The 16,285-nt window shown below is 74.7% G+C and carries 15 protein-coding genes; 12 read left to right on the top strand and 3 right to left on the bottom strand.

Features of this window, described 5'->3' with window-relative positions:
• Positions 1-70: 70 nt before the first annotated feature.
• The 5 genes from dnaJ (at position 71) to BMW62_RS07055 (ending at position 4,785) form a co-directional block, all read left to right on the top strand.
• Positions 71-1,282, top strand: a complete 1,212-nt coding sequence (gene dnaJ, locus BMW62_RS07075) for a molecular chaperone DnaJ (protein WP_091930147.1) — start codon at positions 71-73, stop codon at positions 1,280-1,282.
• Positions 1,279-1,731, top strand: coding sequence for a heat shock protein transcriptional repressor HspR (locus tag BMW62_RS07070; RefSeq protein ID WP_091930146.1), 453 nt, complete (start codon positions 1,279-1,281; stop codon positions 1,729-1,731). Before dnaJ ends, BMW62_RS07070 begins: the two co-directional genes overlap by 4 nt.
• Positions 1,728-2,201 carry a MarR family winged helix-turn-helix transcriptional regulator gene (locus tag BMW62_RS07065; protein ID WP_091930145.1) on the top strand — a complete coding sequence of 158 codons (474 nt, stop codon included), beginning with the start codon at positions 1,728-1,730 and terminating at the stop codon, positions 2,199-2,201. Before BMW62_RS07070 ends, BMW62_RS07065 begins: the two co-directional genes overlap by 4 nt.
• Before the next feature lie 368 nt (positions 2,202-2,569).
• Positions 2,570-3,052 carry a MarR family winged helix-turn-helix transcriptional regulator gene (locus tag BMW62_RS07060; RefSeq protein WP_091930144.1) on the top strand — a complete coding sequence of 161 codons (483 nt, stop codon included), beginning with the start codon at positions 2,570-2,572 and terminating at the stop codon, positions 3,050-3,052.
• 53 nt (positions 3,053-3,105) lie between these two features.
• Positions 3,106-4,785, top strand: coding sequence for a DHA2 family efflux MFS transporter permease subunit (locus tag BMW62_RS07055; RefSeq protein ID WP_244523887.1), 1,680 nt, complete (start codon positions 3,106-3,108; stop codon positions 4,783-4,785).
• A gap of 65 nt (positions 4,786-4,850) precedes the next feature.
• Here BMW62_RS07055 and BMW62_RS07050 read toward each other — a convergent pair whose 3' ends face one another.
• Both BMW62_RS07050 and BMW62_RS07045 read right to left on the bottom strand, forming a co-directional pair.
• On the bottom strand, positions 4,851-5,288 hold the full coding sequence (locus BMW62_RS07050) for an OsmC family protein (protein ID WP_091930143.1): 438 nt from the start codon (positions 5,286-5,288) through the stop codon (positions 4,851-4,853).
• Positions 5,289-5,376: 88 nt separating this feature from the next.
• Positions 5,377-5,841, bottom strand: a complete 465-nt coding sequence (locus BMW62_RS07045; protein WP_091930142.1) for a MarR family winged helix-turn-helix transcriptional regulator — start codon at positions 5,839-5,841, stop codon at positions 5,377-5,379.
• A 217-nt stretch (positions 5,842-6,058) separates the two neighbouring features.
• Here BMW62_RS07045 and clpB point away from each other — a divergent pair, with 217 nt between their 5' ends.
• On the top strand, positions 6,059-8,644 hold the full coding sequence (clpB, locus tag BMW62_RS07040; RefSeq protein ID WP_091930141.1) for an ATP-dependent chaperone ClpB: 2,586 nt from the start codon (positions 6,059-6,061) through the stop codon (positions 8,642-8,644).
• A 142-nt stretch (positions 8,645-8,786) separates the two neighbouring features.
• Complete coding sequence (locus BMW62_RS07035) at positions 8,787-9,563, top strand: hypothetical protein (protein WP_091930140.1); 777 nt, start codon at positions 8,787-8,789, stop codon at positions 9,561-9,563.
• 12 nt (positions 9,564-9,575) lie between these two features.
• Here the strand turns inward: BMW62_RS07035 and BMW62_RS07030 are convergent, their stop codons facing one another.
• Positions 9,576-10,037: a hypothetical protein gene (locus BMW62_RS07030; protein ID WP_091930139.1), complete on the bottom strand. Its 462-nt coding sequence runs from the start codon at positions 10,035-10,037 to the stop codon at positions 9,576-9,578.
• Between the two features lie 99 nt (positions 10,038-10,136).
• On the opposite strand from BMW62_RS07030, the gene BMW62_RS07025 reads away from it, so the two are divergent.
• The 5 genes from BMW62_RS07025 to BMW62_RS07005 all read left to right on the top strand — a co-directional run bounded on the left by BMW62_RS07025 (position 10,137) and on the right by BMW62_RS07005 (position 16,216).
• The gene (locus BMW62_RS07025) at positions 10,137-11,807 is read left to right on the top strand and encodes a molybdopterin-dependent oxidoreductase (protein ID WP_211435025.1); all 1,671 of its coding nucleotides are present in this window, start codon (positions 10,137-10,139) and stop codon (positions 11,805-11,807) included.
• A gap of 143 nt (positions 11,808-11,950) precedes the next feature.
• Complete coding sequence (locus BMW62_RS07020; protein ID WP_091930138.1) at positions 11,951-12,616, top strand: fasciclin domain-containing protein; 666 nt, start codon at positions 11,951-11,953, stop codon at positions 12,614-12,616.
• 110 nt (positions 12,617-12,726) lie between these two features.
• Positions 12,727-13,329 carry an orotate phosphoribosyltransferase gene (gene pyrE / locus BMW62_RS07015; protein WP_244523885.1) on the top strand — a complete coding sequence of 201 codons (603 nt, stop codon included), beginning with the start codon at positions 12,727-12,729 and terminating at the stop codon, positions 13,327-13,329.
• Positions 13,330-13,457: 128 nt separating this feature from the next.
• Complete coding sequence (locus BMW62_RS07010) at positions 13,458-14,867, top strand: FAD-binding oxidoreductase (protein ID WP_091930274.1); 1,410 nt, start codon at positions 13,458-13,460, stop codon at positions 14,865-14,867.
• Complete coding sequence (locus BMW62_RS07005; protein WP_091930137.1) at positions 14,864-16,216, top strand: FAD-dependent oxidoreductase; 1,353 nt, start codon at positions 14,864-14,866, stop codon at positions 16,214-16,216. Before BMW62_RS07010 ends, BMW62_RS07005 begins: the two co-directional genes overlap by 4 nt.
• Positions 16,217-16,285: the final 69 nt, after the last annotated feature.

Genomic DNA, 16,285 nt, shown 5'->3' with positions numbered 1-16,285 from the left:
ACCGACCGAGCACGAGAGGGGGCCGGATGAACCAGCCGGAGGCTTCCGGTTCCTCACCGGAGGTGGGTCGATGAGCACCCGTGACTTCATCGAGAAGGACTACTACGGCGCGCTCGGCGTCCCCCAGGACGCCGACGCGGCCGCGATCAAGAAGGCCTACCGCAAGCTGGCCACCGAGCTGCACCCGGACAAGAACCCGGGGAACGCCGATGCCGAGGCGCGGTTCAAGGAGGTCTCCGAGGCCTACGACGTGCTCTCCGACCCCAAGCGGCGCGGCGAGTACGACGACGCGCGACGGCTGTTCGGCGCCGGGGGAGCCGGTGCCCGCGCCGGCTTCCCCGGGGGCTTCCCGGGAGCGGGCCCCGGCGGCCAGCCCTTCGACCTCGGCGACCTCTTCGGGGCGGCCGGGGCCGGGGCGGGCGCTCGGGGCGCCGGCGGGCTGGGCGACATCCTCGGGGGCCTCTTCGGTGGCGCCGGGGGCGGCGGGGCGCGGGCGCGCAGCCAGGCGGCGTCCGGGCCCGCGCGGGGTCAGGACGTCGAGACCGAGGCGACCCTCTCCTTCGAGGAGGCCGTCCTCGGGGTGACGGTGCCGCTGCGGATGCAGAGCCCGGGCAGCTGCCCGACCTGCGCCGGCAGCGGCGCCCGCCCCGGCACCACGCCGCACACCTGCCCGGTGTGCCAGGGCGCCGGGGTGACCAGCCGGAGCCAGGGCGCGTTCGCCTTCTCCGAACCCTGCCGCAGCTGCCGCGGCAGCGGCCAGGTGGTCGACGACCCGTGCCCCACCTGCGCCGGCAGCGGGATCACCAGCCAGACCCGCACCATCACCGTGCGGATCCCCGCGGGGGTCAAGGACGGGCAGCGCATCCGCCTGCCCGGCAAGGGAGCCCCCGGGCGGCGGGGCGGCCCGGCCGGCGACCTGTTCGTCGTCGTCCACGTGTCCGAGCACCAGCTGCTCGGCCGCAAGGGCGAGGACCTGACGCTGAGCGTGCCGATCACCTTCGCCGAGGCGGCGCTGGGCACCACGCTGACCGTGCCGACCCTCGACGGCACGGTGTCGCTCAAGGTGCCGGCCGGCACCGCGAGCGGTCGCACGCTGCGCGTGCGCGGGCGGGGCGTGCCCACCAAGGGCCGAACCGGTGACCTGCTGGTCACGGTGGAGATCGCCGTCCCCGTGCGGCTGACCCCGGCGCAGCGCAAGGCCGTCGAGAACCTGGCCGAGGAGATGGACGAGGACCCGCGCCCGCAGATCACCGCCGCGGTGCGGGCGGGAGGTGAGGCATGACCAGGCCGCCGGCAGGGCCGCTGGGCAGCGCGGCTCCGTCTGTCGCCGACGACGCACCGGTGTTCGTGATCTCCGTGGCGGCCGAGCTGGCCGGCATGCACGCCCAGACCCTCCGGCAGTACGACCGGCTGGGGCTGGTCAGCCCGGGCCGCACGCCCGGGGGAGGCCGGCGGTACAGCCCCCGCGACGTCGCGCTGCTGCGCGAGGTGCAGCGGCTGTCCCAGGAGGACGGCGTCAACCTGGCCGGCATCAAGCGGATCATCGAGCTGGAGTCGCAGGTCGAGGCGCTGCAGGGCCGGGTGCACGAGCTGCTCGAGGAGCTGCAGCACTCCGAGAACCGTCGCATGGCCGCGGAGGCTGCCGTTCCGGCGGTCTACCGCGCGGACCTGGTGCCCCACCGGCGGCAGAGCTCCGCCCTCGTGGTGTGGCGTCCCGGAGGTGCCCGGTGAGCGGGCCGGAGGTCGACGCCCACGAGGCCTTCGTCGCGCTGGAACGGGAGATCGGGCTGCTGCTGCGCCGGTCCCGGGCCATCTCGACCCGGCTGGCGCGCGAGCTGCACCCCGACCTGGACGGCGCCGCGTACGGGCTGCTGGCCCTGCTGCAGGACGCCGGGCCGCTGCGCGCCAGCGACCTGGTGGCGCGGCTCGGCCTGGACAAGAGCACCGTCAGCCGGCAGCTCTCCAGCCTCGTGGAGCTCGGCCTGGTCGACCGCACCGCCGACCCCGACGACGGCCGGGCGCAGGTGCTGACGCCCTCGGCCGAGGGCGCGGCGCGGCTGGCCCGCATCCGGACCGCCCGGCGGGCCCGCTGGGAGAGCGACATGTCGGGCTGGCCGGCCGAGGACGTGGCCACGCTCGCCGTGCTGCTGGAACGGCTCAACCGGATCGGCGAGGCCCGCGAGGCCGAGTCCGGGGCCTGACCCGCCACGCCCGCGACGACCAGGACGCATCGTCCTCCGGTCGACCCCGATGCCGGACACCGAGAGCCGGGAAGTCGGGCTCCGAGGCACTGCCCAGGGCCCCACTTCCCGTAAGTCGGCCTCGGGGCACGGTGCGTTCGTCGGCCGGTCACCACCCGGCCGGCGGGTCGGTGCCCGCACCGCCCGTGCACCGGCTGAGCGCGGCGCACCCCGTTCCGGGGCCCGGACCCCACCGAGGGGCCCGGACCCCACCGAGGGGCCCGGGCGCCGTCGCGTCCGGGGAGAGGTGCTGCCGAACACGTTGCAGACCACAACCATATGAGCGTATGGTTTCGGTCTACAAGCAGTTGCACCCCTAGGACGTCGTCATGCCCCTCAGCCCCCCGATGCGGGACCGCCTCATGGCGAGCGTCGCCCAGCTCATCCGCGCCGGACGCCACCTGAGCTCGCGCGCCGCCACCCAGCTGCACGGTGACCTGCCGTCGTTCGGCTGGGCACTCCTCCTCCCGCTCGAGCGCGACGGCGACCTCCGATGCAGCGCCCTCGCCGCGCTGGCCGGGGTCGACGGCTCGGTCGCCAGCCGGCAGCTCGCCGCGCTGGAGCAGGCCGGCTACGTCGACCGCCACCCCGACCCGCGCGACGGCCGCGCCGCCCTCTTCCGCATCACCGACCGCGGGGCCGAGGCACTGGCCACCTCGCGGGCGCTCCGCTCCGCGTGGGCGCTGACCGCCCTGGGCGACTGGGACGACGACGACGCCGAGCGGCTCGCCGGCCTGCTCGAGCGCCTGGTCGGCGACATCGACGTCGTCGGCGCGCCGGCGCGCGCCGAGCCCGCGGGAGCCGCCCGGTGACCGCCCGGCGCCCGCTCCTCCCCCACCCCGCACGCCAGCCGTCCAGGAGTTCCGTGACCACCGTCCAGACCCCCGCCGCCGAGGCGCCCGTCGAGCAGCAGGGGCGGATGACCCACCGCCAGGTGCTGGAGGCCCTCTCCGGCATGTTGCTCGCGATGTTCGTGGCGTTTCTGTCCTCGACCGTCGTCTCCAACGCCCTGCCGACGATCATCACCGAGCTGCGCGGCACGCAGAACCAGTACACCTGGGTCATCACGGCGACCCTGCTGGCCTCGACGGCGTCCACGCCGATCTGGGGCAAGCTGGCCGACCTGTTCAGCAAGAAGCTGCTCATCCAGCTGTCGATCGTGGTGTTCATCGCCGGGTCGATGCTGGCCGGGCTCGCGCAGTCGGTGGACACGCTGATCGCCTGGCGGGTGCTCCAGGGCCTGGGGCTCGGCGGTCTGCAGGCGCTGGTGCAGATCGCGATGGCCGCGATGATCAGCCCGCGCGAGCGCGGCCGCTACTCCGGTCTCCTGGGCGCGGTCATGGCGGTCGCGACCGTCGGCGGCCCGCTGCTGGGCGGCCTCCTGGTGGACACCAGCTGGCTGGGCTGGCGCTGGTGCTTCTACGTGGGCGTGCCCTTCGCCGCCGTCGCGCTGGTGCTCCTGCAGCGCACGCTGCACCTCCCGGTCACCCGGCGGGACGTGACGATCGACTACCTCGGCGCGACCTTCCTGACCGCCGGTGTCTCGACCCTGCTCATCTGGGTCACGCTGGCCGGCGGCAGCTTCGGCTGGGCGTCGGTCGAGACGGCGCTGTTCCTCGGCGGGGCGGCCCTGGCGGTCGTGGCGTTCCTGGTCACCGAGGTGCGGGCCGCGGAGCCGATCGTGCCGCTGCGGCTCTTCCGCGACCGCACCACCGCGCTCGCGATCATCGCCAGCGTCGCCGTCGGCATGGCGATGTTCGGTTCCACCGTGTTCCTCGGCCAGTACCTGCAGATCTCGCGGGGGTACTCGCCCACCGAGGCCGGGCTCCTGACCATCCCGATGGTCGGTGGCCTGCTGATCTCCTCCACGGTGTCCGGGCTGCTCATCACCCGCTACGGCCGGTGGAAGGCCTACCTCGCGGCCGGCTCGGTCCTGGTCGTGGCCGGCTTCGCGCTGCTGGCGACGATCGACCACGAGACGGGCATGGTGCCGTTCAGCGCCTTCCTGTTCGTGCTCGGCGTGGGCATCGGCATGAGCATGCAGAACCTGGTGCTCGCGGTGCAGAACACCGTGGCGGCCCGCGACCTGGGGGCGGCCAGCTCCGCGGTGGCCTTCTTCCGCAGCCTCGGCGGCACGATCGGCGTCTCGGTCCTCGGTGCGGTGCTGAGCAACCACGTCGGCGACCTGATCCGCGAGGGCATGGTGCGGAGCCCGGGGACCGCGGAGGCGGCGGCCGCCGGGGGAGGGGATGTCGGTCTGGCCGACCTCGCCGACGCGCCCGCGCCGGTGCAGGAGCTGATCCGGCTCGCCTACGGGGACGCGACCGGACGGGTCTTCCTGATCTCGGCCGTGGTGGCGCTCGTCGCCTTCCTCGCCGTCCTTTTCATCCGCGAGGTCGCCCTGCGGACGGACACCGGGGACGAGCGCGAGCGGACCGAGCGGGCGCCTGCGGTGCGCATTGACACCGACGCGATCGAGGGCCGCGACGCCGACGGCGAGCGCACCGGCGAGCCGGCGCACGCCGCAGCGGTTCCGACCCGCTGAGCGGGCACGGCCGGCGGCCCGTCTCCCCCAGGGGGGAGGCGGGCCGTCGGGCGTTCAGCCGGAGGTCACCCCTCCAGCGCGGCGTCGAGGGTGATCTCGGTGCCGGTCAGCGCCTTGCTCACCGGGCAGCCGGCCTTGGCGGCCTGGGCCGCCTTGTCGAAGCCGGCGGCGTCGAGCCCCTCGACCTCACCGCGCACGGTCAGCTTGATGCCCGTGATCGTCGGGGCGCCGTCCTGCTGGCCGAGCGTGACGTCGGCGGAGACCTCGAGAGACTGCGGCGTACCGCCGGCCTTCCCGATCTCGCTGGAGAGCGCCATGGCGAAGCAGGCGGAGTGCGCCGCCGCGATGAGCTCCTCGGGGCTGGTGGTGCCCCCGGCGTCGTCGGTGGCGCGCTTGGGGAACGACACCTCGTAGGTGCCGACCTTGGAGCTGGAGAGCTCCACCTGCCCCGAGCCCTCCTGCAGGGTGCCGTTCCAGGCGGTGCGGGCGGTACGAGTGGGCATGCTGCCCCTTCCGGGCCGTGGCCGCCTCTGGCTCGGGCGGCGCTGTGGCCGCCCTCCTACCCGCCGGGAGCGCGGGCTACCGCGCGGGTCAGGCCTGGTCGGGGATTCCGACCGACCCGTTGACCCGGTCGGTGAGCAGCCGGAGCCGGGCCTTGAGGTCGTCGAACTCGCTCGTGTCGAAGCCGATCGCGCCGATCATCTCCTCGGAGATGGCCACGGCCTTCTCCTCGAGGGCCCGGCCGGCGTCGGTGAGGGCGATGGACACCGAGCGCTCGTCCTCGACCCGCCGGTGCCGGGTGACCAGCCCCGCCGCGGTGAGCCGCTTGAGCAGGGGCGAGAGGGTGCCGCTGTCGAGGGCCAGCCGGGAGCCGAGCTGGCCGACCGTCTGGTTGTCCTGCTCCCAGAGCAGCAGCATCACCAGGTACTGCGGATAGGTCAGACCGATGGCGTCGAGCATGGGGCGGTACCGCGCGGTCACCGCGCGGGACGCGGCGTACAGCGCGAAGCACAGCTGGTCGTCGAGCGTGACGCTCGGAGCCGGCAGGGCGGTCATGCCGCCAGTCTAGGGGCTCCCGGGCTGAGGAACCGGGACGTTCCGCCCTGGGCCTGCCCCGGAAGAGGCCTGGTGGTGGCGGAGGGCACCCGGGCAGGATGAACCGGCGCGGAAGAGTTGAGCGGAACAGACTCAACCCGCGGCTCGTTGCAGGGAGCGATGACGCCGCCCACGGAGGGACGGCGTGCCCGAGAGAGGAAAGGACGTGCCCCCCGGCATGGAGAGCAAGCTCACGACCCGCTCGCAGGAGGCCGTCGCGGGCGCCCAGCGCCTCGCCGTCGGCCGGGGTCAGGCGGCCCTGGAGCCGCTGCACCTGCTCGTGGCCCTGCTGGAGCAGGCCGACGGCATCGCGGGCCCGCTGCTCACCGCGGTCGGCGCCGACCCGGCCGACGTGCGCAGCAAGGCCGACGCCGCCCTGCGCCGCATGCCGAGCGTCAGCGGCGCCACGGTTCCGGCGCCCGCGCCCTCGCGCGAGTTCCTCAGGGTGGTCAACGCCGCCTCGGAGCAGGCGGGGGCGCTCGGTGACGAGTACGTCTCCACCGAGCACCTGCTGGTCGGGCTGGCCGGGTCCGAGGGCGAGGCCGCCGCCGTCCTCACCAGCGCGGGCGCCACGCCCGACGCGCTGCTCGCGGCCTTCCGCACCGTGCGGGGCAACCGCAAGGTCACCACCGCCGACCCGGAGGCCACGTACCAGGCGCTGGAGAAGTTCGCGGTCGACCTCACCGAGCGCGCGCGGGAAGGCAAGGTCGACCCGGTCATCGGCCGGGACACCGAGATCCGCCGGGTCGTGCAGGTGCTCTCGCGCCGCACCAAGAACAACCCGGTCCTCATCGGCGAGCCGGGCGTGGGCAAGACGGCGATCGTCGAGGGGCTGGCCCAGCGCATCGTCGCCGGCGACGTCCCGGAGAGCCTCAAGGGGAAGCGGCTGATGGCGCTGGACCTCGTCGCGATGGTCGCCGGCGCGAAGTACCGCGGTGAGTTCGAGGAGCGGCTCAAGGCCGTCCTGCAGGAGATCACCGAGGCCGAGGGCGAGATCGTCACCTTCATCGACGAGCTGCACACGATCGTCGGTGCGGGCGCGACCGGCGACGGCGCCATGGACGCGGGCAACATGATCAAGCCGATGCTGGCCCGTGGCGAGCTGCGCATGGTGGGGGCCACCACGCTCGACGAGTACCGCGAGCACATCGAGAAGGACCCGGCCCTGGAGCGCCGCTTCCAGCAGGTCTTCGTCGGCGAGCCCTCGGTCGAGGACACGATCGGCATCCTGCGCGGGCTCAAGGAGCGCTACGAGGTGCACCACGGCGTGCGCATCACCGACGGCGCGATCGTCGCGGCGGCCACGCTGTCGGACCGGTACGTCACGTCCCGGTTCCTGCCCGACAAGGCGATCGACCTGGTCGACGAGGCCGCCAGCCGGCTGCGCATGGAGATCGACAGCCGCCCCGTCGAGGTCGACGAGGTCGAGCGCGCGGTGCGCCGGCTGGAGATCGAGGAGATGGCGCTGGCCAAGGAGGACGACCCCTCGTCCCTGGAGCGACTGGCCGGCCTGCGCGAGGACCTCGCCGACAAGCGTCAGGAGCTGGCCGAGCTGACCGCCCGCTGGCAGCAGGACAAGAGCGCCATCACCCGGATCCAGCAGGCCAAGGAGGAGCTCGAGCGGCTGCGCACCGAAGCCGAGCGCGCCGAGCGCGACGGCGACCTCGCCCGCGTGGCGGAGCTGCGCTACGGCCGGCTCCCGCAGCTGGAGAAGGCGCTGGCCGAGGCGGAGGCGTCGGTCGAGGAGCAGGCCTCCATGCTCAAGGAGGAGGTCGGCCCCGACGACATCGCCGAGGTCGTCCAGGCCTGGACCGGCATCCCCGCCGGGCGGCTGCTCGAGGGCGAGACCCAGAAGCTGCTGCGCATGGAGGAGGAGCTCGGGCACCGGGTCGTCGGGCAGCCCGACGCGGTGCGGGCGGTCGCCGACGCGGTGCGGCGGGCGCGCTCCGGCGTCGCCGACCCCGACCGGCCGACCGGGTCGTTCCTGTTCCTGGGCCCCACCGGCGTCGGCAAGACGGAGCTGGCGAAGGCGCTGGCGGAGTTCCTGTTCGACGACGAGCGGGCCATGGTCCGCATCGACATGAGCGAGTACTCCGAGAAGCACTCGGTGGCCCGGCTGGTCGGGGCGCCGCCCGGCTACGTCGGCTACGAGGCCGGTGGGCAGCTCACCGAGGCGGTCCGGCGCCGTCCGTACACCGTCGTGCTGCTCGACGAGGTGGAGAAGGCCCACCCGGACGTCTTCGACGTGCTCCTGCAGGTGCTCGACGACGGCCGGCTCACCGACGGCCAGGGCCGGACGGTGGACTTCCGGAACACCATCCTGATCCTGACGTCGAACCTCGGCTCCCAGCTCATCGCGGACCAGTCGGTGGCCGAGGACCGGCGCCGCGACGCGGTGATGGGGGTCGTCCGGGGCCACTTCAAGCCCGAGTTCCTCAACCGGTTGGACGACGTCGTGGTCTTCCGGGCGCTCGGCAGCGAGGAGCTGACCGGGATCGTCGACATCCAGGTCGGCGTCCTGGCCCGCCGGCTGGCCGCCCGCCGGCTGACCCTCACGGTCACCGACGCAGCACGCGAGTGGCTGGCACTGAACGGGTTCGACCCGGTCTACGGCGCCCGGCCGCTGCGCCGGCTGGTGCAGTCGGCGATCGGCGACCAGCTGGCGAAGGCGCTGCTCTCCAGCGAGATCCGGGACGGCGACGAGGTCGTCGTCGACTGGCCCGGCGGCGACGTCGAGGGGCTGCTGGTCACCCGCAGGGCGTAGCCGTGCGCACCCTGCCCGCTGGGCCCTTCGGGGCCCGGCGGGCGCACCGCCTGATCGGGTGGCACCGCGTGCCGTGCTGGTTCCCCGGCAGGGCGTCGTCGATGATCGCGGGCGACGACCGGAACCGAGAGGCGGAGACGCGATGACGGCGGGCCAGGACGACCAGCACGGTCGGCAGCAGGGGCAGCCCGAGGGGCAGGGCGGCCAGCAGCCGGGGTGGGGTCCGCCGCCGGGGCAGCCGCCCTACGGTGGTCAGCCCCCGTACGGGCAGCCCCAGGGGGGTCAGCCGCCGTACGGGCAGCCGCAGGGTGGTCAGCCGCCGTACGGGCAGCCGCCGCACAACCCCTACGGCCAGAACCCGTACGGCCAGAACCCCTACGGCTACGCCCCCGCGCCCGCGGCGCCGCAGGGCTGGGGCCCGGGTGCGCCCGAGCCGATGGAGCGGCCGCTGACGGTGCGCGCCGGGATCGGCGCCTACCTCGGCTCGCTGGTGCTCAGCGCCGTGGCGGCCGTCGTCACGCTGCTCAACTGGGACGAGCTGCTGGCCTGGACCGTCGACCAGTCGGGCGCGGACCTCCAGGGCCCCGAGTTCGAGGGTCTGGACCCCGAGGCGTTCGCCGAGCTCATGGCGCAGGCGACGATCGGCTTCACGGTCCTCGTGCTCCTGCTGGAGTTGCTGTTCGTGTGGTTCGCCTGGCAGGGGCGCAACTGGGCGCGGATCGTGCTGTGGGTCCTGGGCGGCCTGGCGCTGCTGACCGGCCCGTTCAACGCCGTCGCCAGCGGGCCGCTGCCCTTCGTCACCACGCTCTCCTGGTTCCAGCTCGCGCTGACCGCGGCCGGGGTGGTGCTGCTGGCGATGAAGCCGTCCAACGACTGGTACCGCTTCCGCAAGTGGCAGCGCGCCACCGGGCAGGGCTGAGCCGGGTCGCGCTCAGGCCCGGCCGGCGGCCAGCCAGTCCCGCGTCGTCCGCGCGACCAGGCTGGCCGCCGCCCCGACCGACAGCACCAGCAGCAGCAGCGCGACGACGGTGACGCCACCGGCGGTGAGCATCGTGGACAGCAGCACCAGGGCCAGGACTACGGTCGAGACCACGCCGGCCCACAGCCCCCACCGGCGGCGGCCGGAGACCGCCCACGCCGAGACCGCGTAGGCGATGCCCAGGACCAGCGGGGCGGTGGTGTTGACCAGCAGGAACTGCTGGGCCTCCTCCGCGGTCAGCCCCGCCTCGGTCAGCGCCTGCCGGACGCCGTCGCGGCCCAGCCAGGTGATCGTCACGTACAGCAGGAGCAGCACGGCGAGGGTCGCCAGCAGCGCCATGGCGACGCGCACCGACGGCGGTGCCTGCGGGGTCGCGTCTCCGTCGACGGGGCGGGGGCGGGGATCGGCCGGCACCCCTCCAGCCTGGCAGACGGCCCGCCCGCCGCCGGGACGGTGAACGATATTTTCCGCCCGGGTCCAATCCGGATCAGCACCGGCCCGCGAATACCGTCCGTGATCACGAGCGAACAGGCCGTCCGGGTGCAGCCCGGCGGACCGGCGCACCCGGTGCCCGGCCGCGGCGTGCGGCGCCTGCTCGCGGCGCTGGCCGGGCTGGTCGCCGCCGCGGTCGCCCTCGGGGTGGCCGAACTGGTGGCCGCCGCCGTCGGCCGCGCCGCCGCACCGGTCGTGGCCGTCGGCGACGCCGCCATCACGCTCACGCCGGAAGCGGTCAAGAGCTTCGCGATCCGCACGTTCGGCGAGGCGGACAAGATCGCCCTGGTCGTCGGGACGCTCGTCGTCGTGGCGCTGTACGCGCTCCTCGTCGGGCTCGTGGGGCTGCGCCGCCGCCGGCTGGGCGTCGCGGGCGTCGTCCTCTTCGGGCTCGTCGGGGTCGCTGCGGCGGTCACCCGCCCGGCCGCCGGCCCGCTGGACGGGCTGCCCTCGCTGGTCGGGGCCGCCGCCGGCGTGGCCGCCCTCCTGGCGCTGCTGGCCCCGCTGCAGGCGCCGGTCGGGCGGGCGCCGGCCGTTCAGGGGGGCGCACCGGCCGACGTCCCGCTCGGTGACCGGCTCCGCGCGGCGCTCGCCGGCGGTGACCGCAAGGGCGCCGGGATGGACCGGCGGCGCTTCTTCCTCACCGGGGGCGTGGTCGTCGGCGTGGCGGCGGTGGCCGGTGGTGGCGGCCGCCTGCTCCAGCAGCGGTTCGACGTCGCCGGGGAGCGCAGTGAGCTGGTGCTCCCGCGGCCGGCCTCGCCGGCGCCGGCCCTCCCGCAGGGCGCCGACCTCGCCCGCCGGGTGGAGGGCCTGACGCCGCTGTTCACGGGCAACCGCGACTTCTACCGGGTGGACACGGCGATCGCCGTGCCGCAGATCCGCCCCGCGGACTACCGGCTGACCCTCACCGGCATGTTCGACACGCCCCGCTCCTACACCCTCGACGACCTCCTCGGGCGGGACGACCTCATCGAGCGCGACATCACCCTGACCTGCGTCTCGAACGAGGTGGGGGGCCGCCTGGCCGGCACGGCTCGCTGGCTCGGCGTCCCGCTCGGCGCGTTCCTGCGGGAGAACGGCGTGCGGGCGGGCAGCACCCAGCTGGTGTGCCGCTCGGAGGACGGGATGACGATCGGCGCCCCGACGCGGTCCGCGCTGGAGGTCGAGGACGCGATGCTCGCCCTCGGGATGAACGGCGAGCCGCTCCCCGTGGAGCACGGCTTCCCGGTGCGCATGCTCATCCCCGGCCTCTACGGCTACGCCTCGGCCTGCAAGTGGCTCACCGGCATCGACGCCACCACCTTCGAGGCCGTCGACCCCTACTGGGTGGAGCGCGACTGGGCCGCCCGGGCGCCGATCAAGGTCTTCTCGCGCATCGACACCCCCGCGCCGCTGCGGTCGTTCCCGGCCGGCCGCCGTCCCGTGGCCGGCGTGGCCTGGGCACAGACGCGGGGCATCGCCCGGGTCGAGGTGCGGGTCGACGACGGGGACTGGGTGCCGGCCGAGCTGTCCCCGCAGGTCGACGCCGACCTGTGGCGGCAGTGGGTGCTCCTCGTCGACTTCGCCCCCGGCCGGCACTCGATCGCCGTCCGCGCCACCAGCGCCGACGGCGAGGTGCAGCCCGAGGAGCGCGCCCGCCCCTTCCCCAGCGGCGCCACCGGCTGGCACACCGTGCAGGTGGTCGCCGCGTGACCCGCCGTCCGGGCACCGACCTGGACCCCCAGACCCGTCCCGGCCCCGCCGACGACGACCCACCGGCCGTACCGCGGCCGGCGCCCCACCCCGGATCGATCGCCACCCAGCCGTCGCGCTGGACAAGGAACAGGAGCACCACCATGACGCGCACCCTCACCCGCGGGATCCTGCTCACCGCCGTCTCGAGCCTGGCGATCACGCTCAGCGCCTGCGGCTCCGACGACACCGCCGCCGAGAGCACCGCAGCCACCACCCCGAGCACCAGCAGCTCCGCGCCGGAGAGCAGTGCCGCCGCCGCACCGGTCTCCGACGAGCCGTTCGGCGAGGGCTGCGCGGCGGTGCCCACCGAGGGGCCGGGCAGCTTCCAGGGCATGAGCGCCGACCCGGTGGCGACCGCCGCCAGCAACAACCCGGCGCTGTCGACGCTGGTCCAGGCGGTGCAGGCGGCCAGCCTCGTGGACACGCTGAACACCACCCAGGACATCACCGTGCTGGCCCCGGCCAACCCGGCGTTCGAGGCCGTCCCGGCCGACGCGCTGCAGGGGCTGCTCGCCGATACCCCGGCGCTGACCGCGGTGCTGACCCACCACGTCATCCCGGGCCGGCTGGCCCCCGACGAGCTGGCCGGTACGCACACCACGCTGAACAACGACGAGGTGACGATCGAGGGCTCGGGCGAGACCTTCACCATCGGCGCGGACAGCACCGTCGTCGGCATGGAGGCCTCGGTGATCTGCGGCAACGTGCAGACCGCCAACGCCACCGTCTACATCATCGACCAGGTGCTTCAGCCGGCCGCCGGCTGACGCCGCGCCCCTCCGCGAGCGGGGGAGGGGACCGCACCGGGCCGTGGTCCGACCTCGCGTCGGGCCGCGGCCCTGCGGCGTCTCCGGGCCCGTGTCTAGGGTTTCGGGCCATGGACAAGGACCTCGTTCCCCCCCACACCTCGTCCCTCGGCGCGGGCCCCTGGAACGAGGCCACGCTGCCCGACCGCGACCGGCTGCTCCAGCTGATCCTCGACCTCGCCGTGGTGCACGGGAAGGTCACGCTCTCGTCCGGGCAGGAAGCCGACTGGTACATCGACATGCGCCGGCTCACGCTGCACCACGAGGGCGCTCCGCTGGTGGGCCGGGTGATGCGCCAGCTCACCGGCGACCTGCGCTACGACGTCGTCGGCGGGCTGACCCTGGGGGCCGACCCGGTCGCCGCCGCGATGCTGCACGCGGCCGCGGCGGGCGAGGGCTTCCTCGACGCCTGCGTGGTGCGCAAGGCGGGCAAGGCGCACGGCCTGCAGCGGCGCATCGAGGGGCCGGACGTCGCCGGGCGCGCCGTCCTGGTGGTCGAGGACGTGTCGACCACCGGCGGTAGCCCGCTGACTGCGGCGGGGGCGCTGCAGGAGGCCGGCGCCGAGGTGGTGGCCGTCGCGGTGGTCGTCGACCGGGGCGGGCGCACGGCGGTCGAGGAGGCCGGCTTCGAGTACCGGGCCGCCTTCACCCTCGCCGACCTCGGCCTCACCTGACCCCGCCCGGAATGATCAGGTGAGCTGATCATTCCGGGTCCTGGCTCACCACCGGTGCTGAGCCAGGACCCCTGACGACCAGGTGACCTGATCATCGCCGGAGGTCCTACGGTGTGACGGTGACCACGATGACGGCGACGTGGCTCGCCGAGCTGACCGACGCGCTGGGCCCCGACAGCGTGCTGACCGACCCGGACGTGACCGCCACCTACGCCCGCGACCAGGCGATGATGGCGCCCGCCGGTATCCCCGCGGCCGTGGTCTTCCCGCGCCGCACCGACGACGTCGCCGCCGTCCTGCGGGTCGCCTCACGGCACGGCATCCCGGTGGTGCCGCGCGGTGCCGGCTCCGGGCTCGCCGGCGGCAGCAACGCCGTCGACGGCGGGATCACGCTCGTGATGACCCGCATGGACGCCGTGCTGGAGGTCTCCGCCGCCGACCGGCTGGTCGTCGTGCAGCCGGGCGTGGTCAACAAGCAGCTGCGCGACGCGGTCGCCGGCAACGGGCTGTTCTACCCGCCGGACCCCTCCAGCTACGACTGGTGCACGATCGGCGGCAACCTCGCCACCAACTCCGGCGGCCTCTGCTGCGTGAAGTACGGCGTCACCACCGACTACGTGCTCGGCCTGGAGGTGGTGCTGGCGGACGGGCGCGTGCTGCGCACCGGCCGGCGCACGGTCAAGGGCGTGGCCGGCTACGACCTCGCCCGGCTGTTCGTGGGCTCCGAGGGGACGCTCGGCGTCATCACCGAGGCCACGCTCGCGCTCCGCCCCGCGCCGAAGGCGCCGGTCACCCTGGCCGCCTCCTTCGCGACGACGGCGCAGGCCGGGCAGGTCGTCGAGCGGGTGGTCACCGCCGGGCTGGTGCCCAGCCTGCTGGAGATCATGGACGGCACCTGCATCCGCACCGTCGACCAGGTGCTCAAGGCCGGCCTGGACCACGACACCCGGGCGCTGCTGGTCGCCCAGTCCGACGCGGGTGGCGCGGCCGCCGCCGAGGAGATCGCGGTGCTCACCGCGCTGTGCGAGGAGGCCGGCGCGCAGTTCGTCCACTCCACCGAGGACCAGGCGGAGGGTGACCTGCTGCTCGCGGCCCGGCGGATGGCGTTGCCCGCCCTGGAGCGGGTCGGGGGCGCAGTGCTCATCGATGACGTCGCCGTGCCCCGCTCGCGGATCGCCGGCTTCCTGGACGGCTGCGACGCCATCGCCGCCGACCGCGACGTCGTCATCGGTGTCGTGGGGCACGCCGGCGACGGCAACATGCACCCGACCGTCTGCTTCGACGCCGGTGACGCCGACCAGCGGCAGCGGGCCTACGCGGCGTTCGACGACATCCTGGCGCTGGGGCTGTCGCTGGGCGGGACGATCACCGGCGAGCACGGTGTGGGCACCATCAAGCTCGACTGGCTGGAGCGGGAGATCGGCCCGGTGGCGCTGGACGTGCACCGCTCGATCAAGTCCGCCCTCGACCCGGCCGGCCTGCTCAACCCGGGGACGGTGTTCCGCAGCACGCCGGCGGGTGCCACGCTGGGGCGATGAGCAGGGAGCGGTTCCTCGTCATCGGTGGCGATGCGGCAGGGATGTCGGCGGCGTCGCAGGCGCGCCGGCTCCGGGACGCGGACGACCTGGAGATCGTCGTGCTGGAGCAGGGGGACGTGGTCTCCTACTCCGCCTGCGGCATCCCGTACTGGATCGGCGGCCAGGTCGAGGACCGCGCGCAGCTGATCGCCCGGACGCCGGAGCAGTTCGCCGCCCGGGACATCACAGTCCACCTGGGCGCGCGGGCGGTGGAGATCGACGCCGACGCGGGCAAGGTCGTCACCGCCACCGGCGAGCGGATCGGCTACGACCGGCTGCTCATCGCGACCGGCGGCCGCCCGAACCGCCCGCCGATCCCCGGCCTGGACGCGCCCGGCGTCTTCGGCGTGCACCGGCTCGACGACGGCGCCGCCATCCGGGCCGCCCTGGACGCCGGTCCGCGCCGCGCCCTGGTGCTCGGGGGCGGCTACATCGGGCTGGAGATGGCCGAGGCGCTGCAGCGCCGCGGGCTCGAGGTCACCGTGGTGCTCGCCGACCCCCTGCCGATGCAGCTGCTCGACACCGACATGGCCGAGCGGGTCTGCGCCGGCATGGGCGCCATGGGCATGGAGATGCACCCGGACCAGGCGGTGCGGGAGATCCTGGTCGACGAGGCCGGCCGCGCCCGCGGGGTGCGCACCGACGCCGGCAGCTACGACGCCGACCTCGTCGTGCTGGGCCTGGGCATGGGGCCGGAGGTGGCGCTGGCCGAGCAGGCCGGCATCCGCCTCGGCACCACCGGCGCCATCGCCGTCGACCGCACCCAGCGCACCCGCTCGCACCCGGAGATCTACGCCGCCGGGGACTGCTCGCAGACCTTCCACCGGGTCACCGGCGAGGCCACCCACGTCGCGCTGGGCACCCACGCCAACAAGCAGGGCCGGGTGGCCGGTTCGGTGATCGGCGGCCGGGCGGCCCGCTTCGCCGGGGTCCTGGGCACCGCGCTGACGAAGGTCGGCGAGCTGGAGATCGGCCGCACCGGGCTGTGCACCACGGAGGCCGAGCAGGCGGGGTTCGACTACCGCACCGACACGATCGAGGCGACGACGCGGGCCGGCTACTACCCGGGCGCCGAGGAGGTCGCGATCAAGCTCCTCAGCGAGGCCGGGTCCGGACGGCTGCTCGGTGCCCAGATCGTGGGCGGGCCCGGCAGCGGCAAGCGGATCGACGTGCTCGCCGCCGCGATCTGGGCGGGGATGACCGCCGAGGACCTCGCCGGCTCGGACCTGTCCTACGCCCCGCCGTTCTCGCCCACCTACGACCCGGTGGTCGTCGCCGCCCGGGTGGTCAGCCGCATCGAGCAGGGCTGAGCCGGGGCTCCGCGTCCGCCCCGACGCCCCGGACCGAGCGCCCCGGCGCGATACTGCTCACCGACATCC

It is taken from the genome of Blastococcus sp. DSM 46786 (genome assembly GCF_900109665.1).
Lineage (GTDB): Bacteria > Actinomycetota > Actinomycetes > Mycobacteriales > Geodermatophilaceae > Blastococcus > Blastococcus carthaginiensis.
The sequence above is the reverse complement of the archived record's forward strand: the minus strand, read 5'-3'. Positions and strand labels throughout refer to the sequence as shown.

Bases quoted from the DNA above. Each gene is read 5' to 3' on its own strand.
- dnaJ (WP_091930147.1), top strand. From the start codon at position 71: ATGAGCACCCGTGACTTCATCGAGAAGGACTACTACGGCGCGCTCGGC.
- BMW62_RS07070 (WP_091930146.1), top strand. From the start codon at position 1,279: ATGACCAGGCCGCCGGCAGGGCCGCTGGGCAGCGCGGCTCCGTCTGTC.
- BMW62_RS07060 (WP_091930144.1), top strand. From the start codon at position 2,570: ATGCCCCTCAGCCCCCCGATGCGGGACCGCCTCATGGCGAGCGTCGCC.
- BMW62_RS07050 (WP_091930143.1), bottom strand. From the start codon at position 5,288: ATGCCCACTCGTACCGCCCGCACCGCCTGGAACGGCACCCTGCAGGAG.
- BMW62_RS07045 (WP_091930142.1), bottom strand. From the start codon at position 5,841: ATGACCGCCCTGCCGGCTCCGAGCGTCACGCTCGACGACCAGCTGTGC.
- clpB (WP_091930141.1), top strand. From the start codon at position 6,059: ATGGAGAGCAAGCTCACGACCCGCTCGCAGGAGGCCGTCGCGGGCGCC.
- BMW62_RS07035 (WP_091930140.1), top strand. From the start codon at position 8,787: ATGACGGCGGGCCAGGACGACCAGCACGGTCGGCAGCAGGGGCAGCCC.
- BMW62_RS07020 (WP_091930138.1), top strand. From the start codon at position 11,951: ATGACGCGCACCCTCACCCGCGGGATCCTGCTCACCGCCGTCTCGAGC.
- pyrE (WP_244523885.1), top strand. From the start codon at position 12,727: ATGGACAAGGACCTCGTTCCCCCCCACACCTCGTCCCTCGGCGCGGGC.
- BMW62_RS07010 (WP_091930274.1), top strand. From the start codon at position 13,458: ATGACGGCGACGTGGCTCGCCGAGCTGACCGACGCGCTGGGCCCCGAC.
- BMW62_RS07005 (WP_091930137.1), top strand. From the start codon at position 14,864: ATGAGCAGGGAGCGGTTCCTCGTCATCGGTGGCGATGCGGCAGGGATG.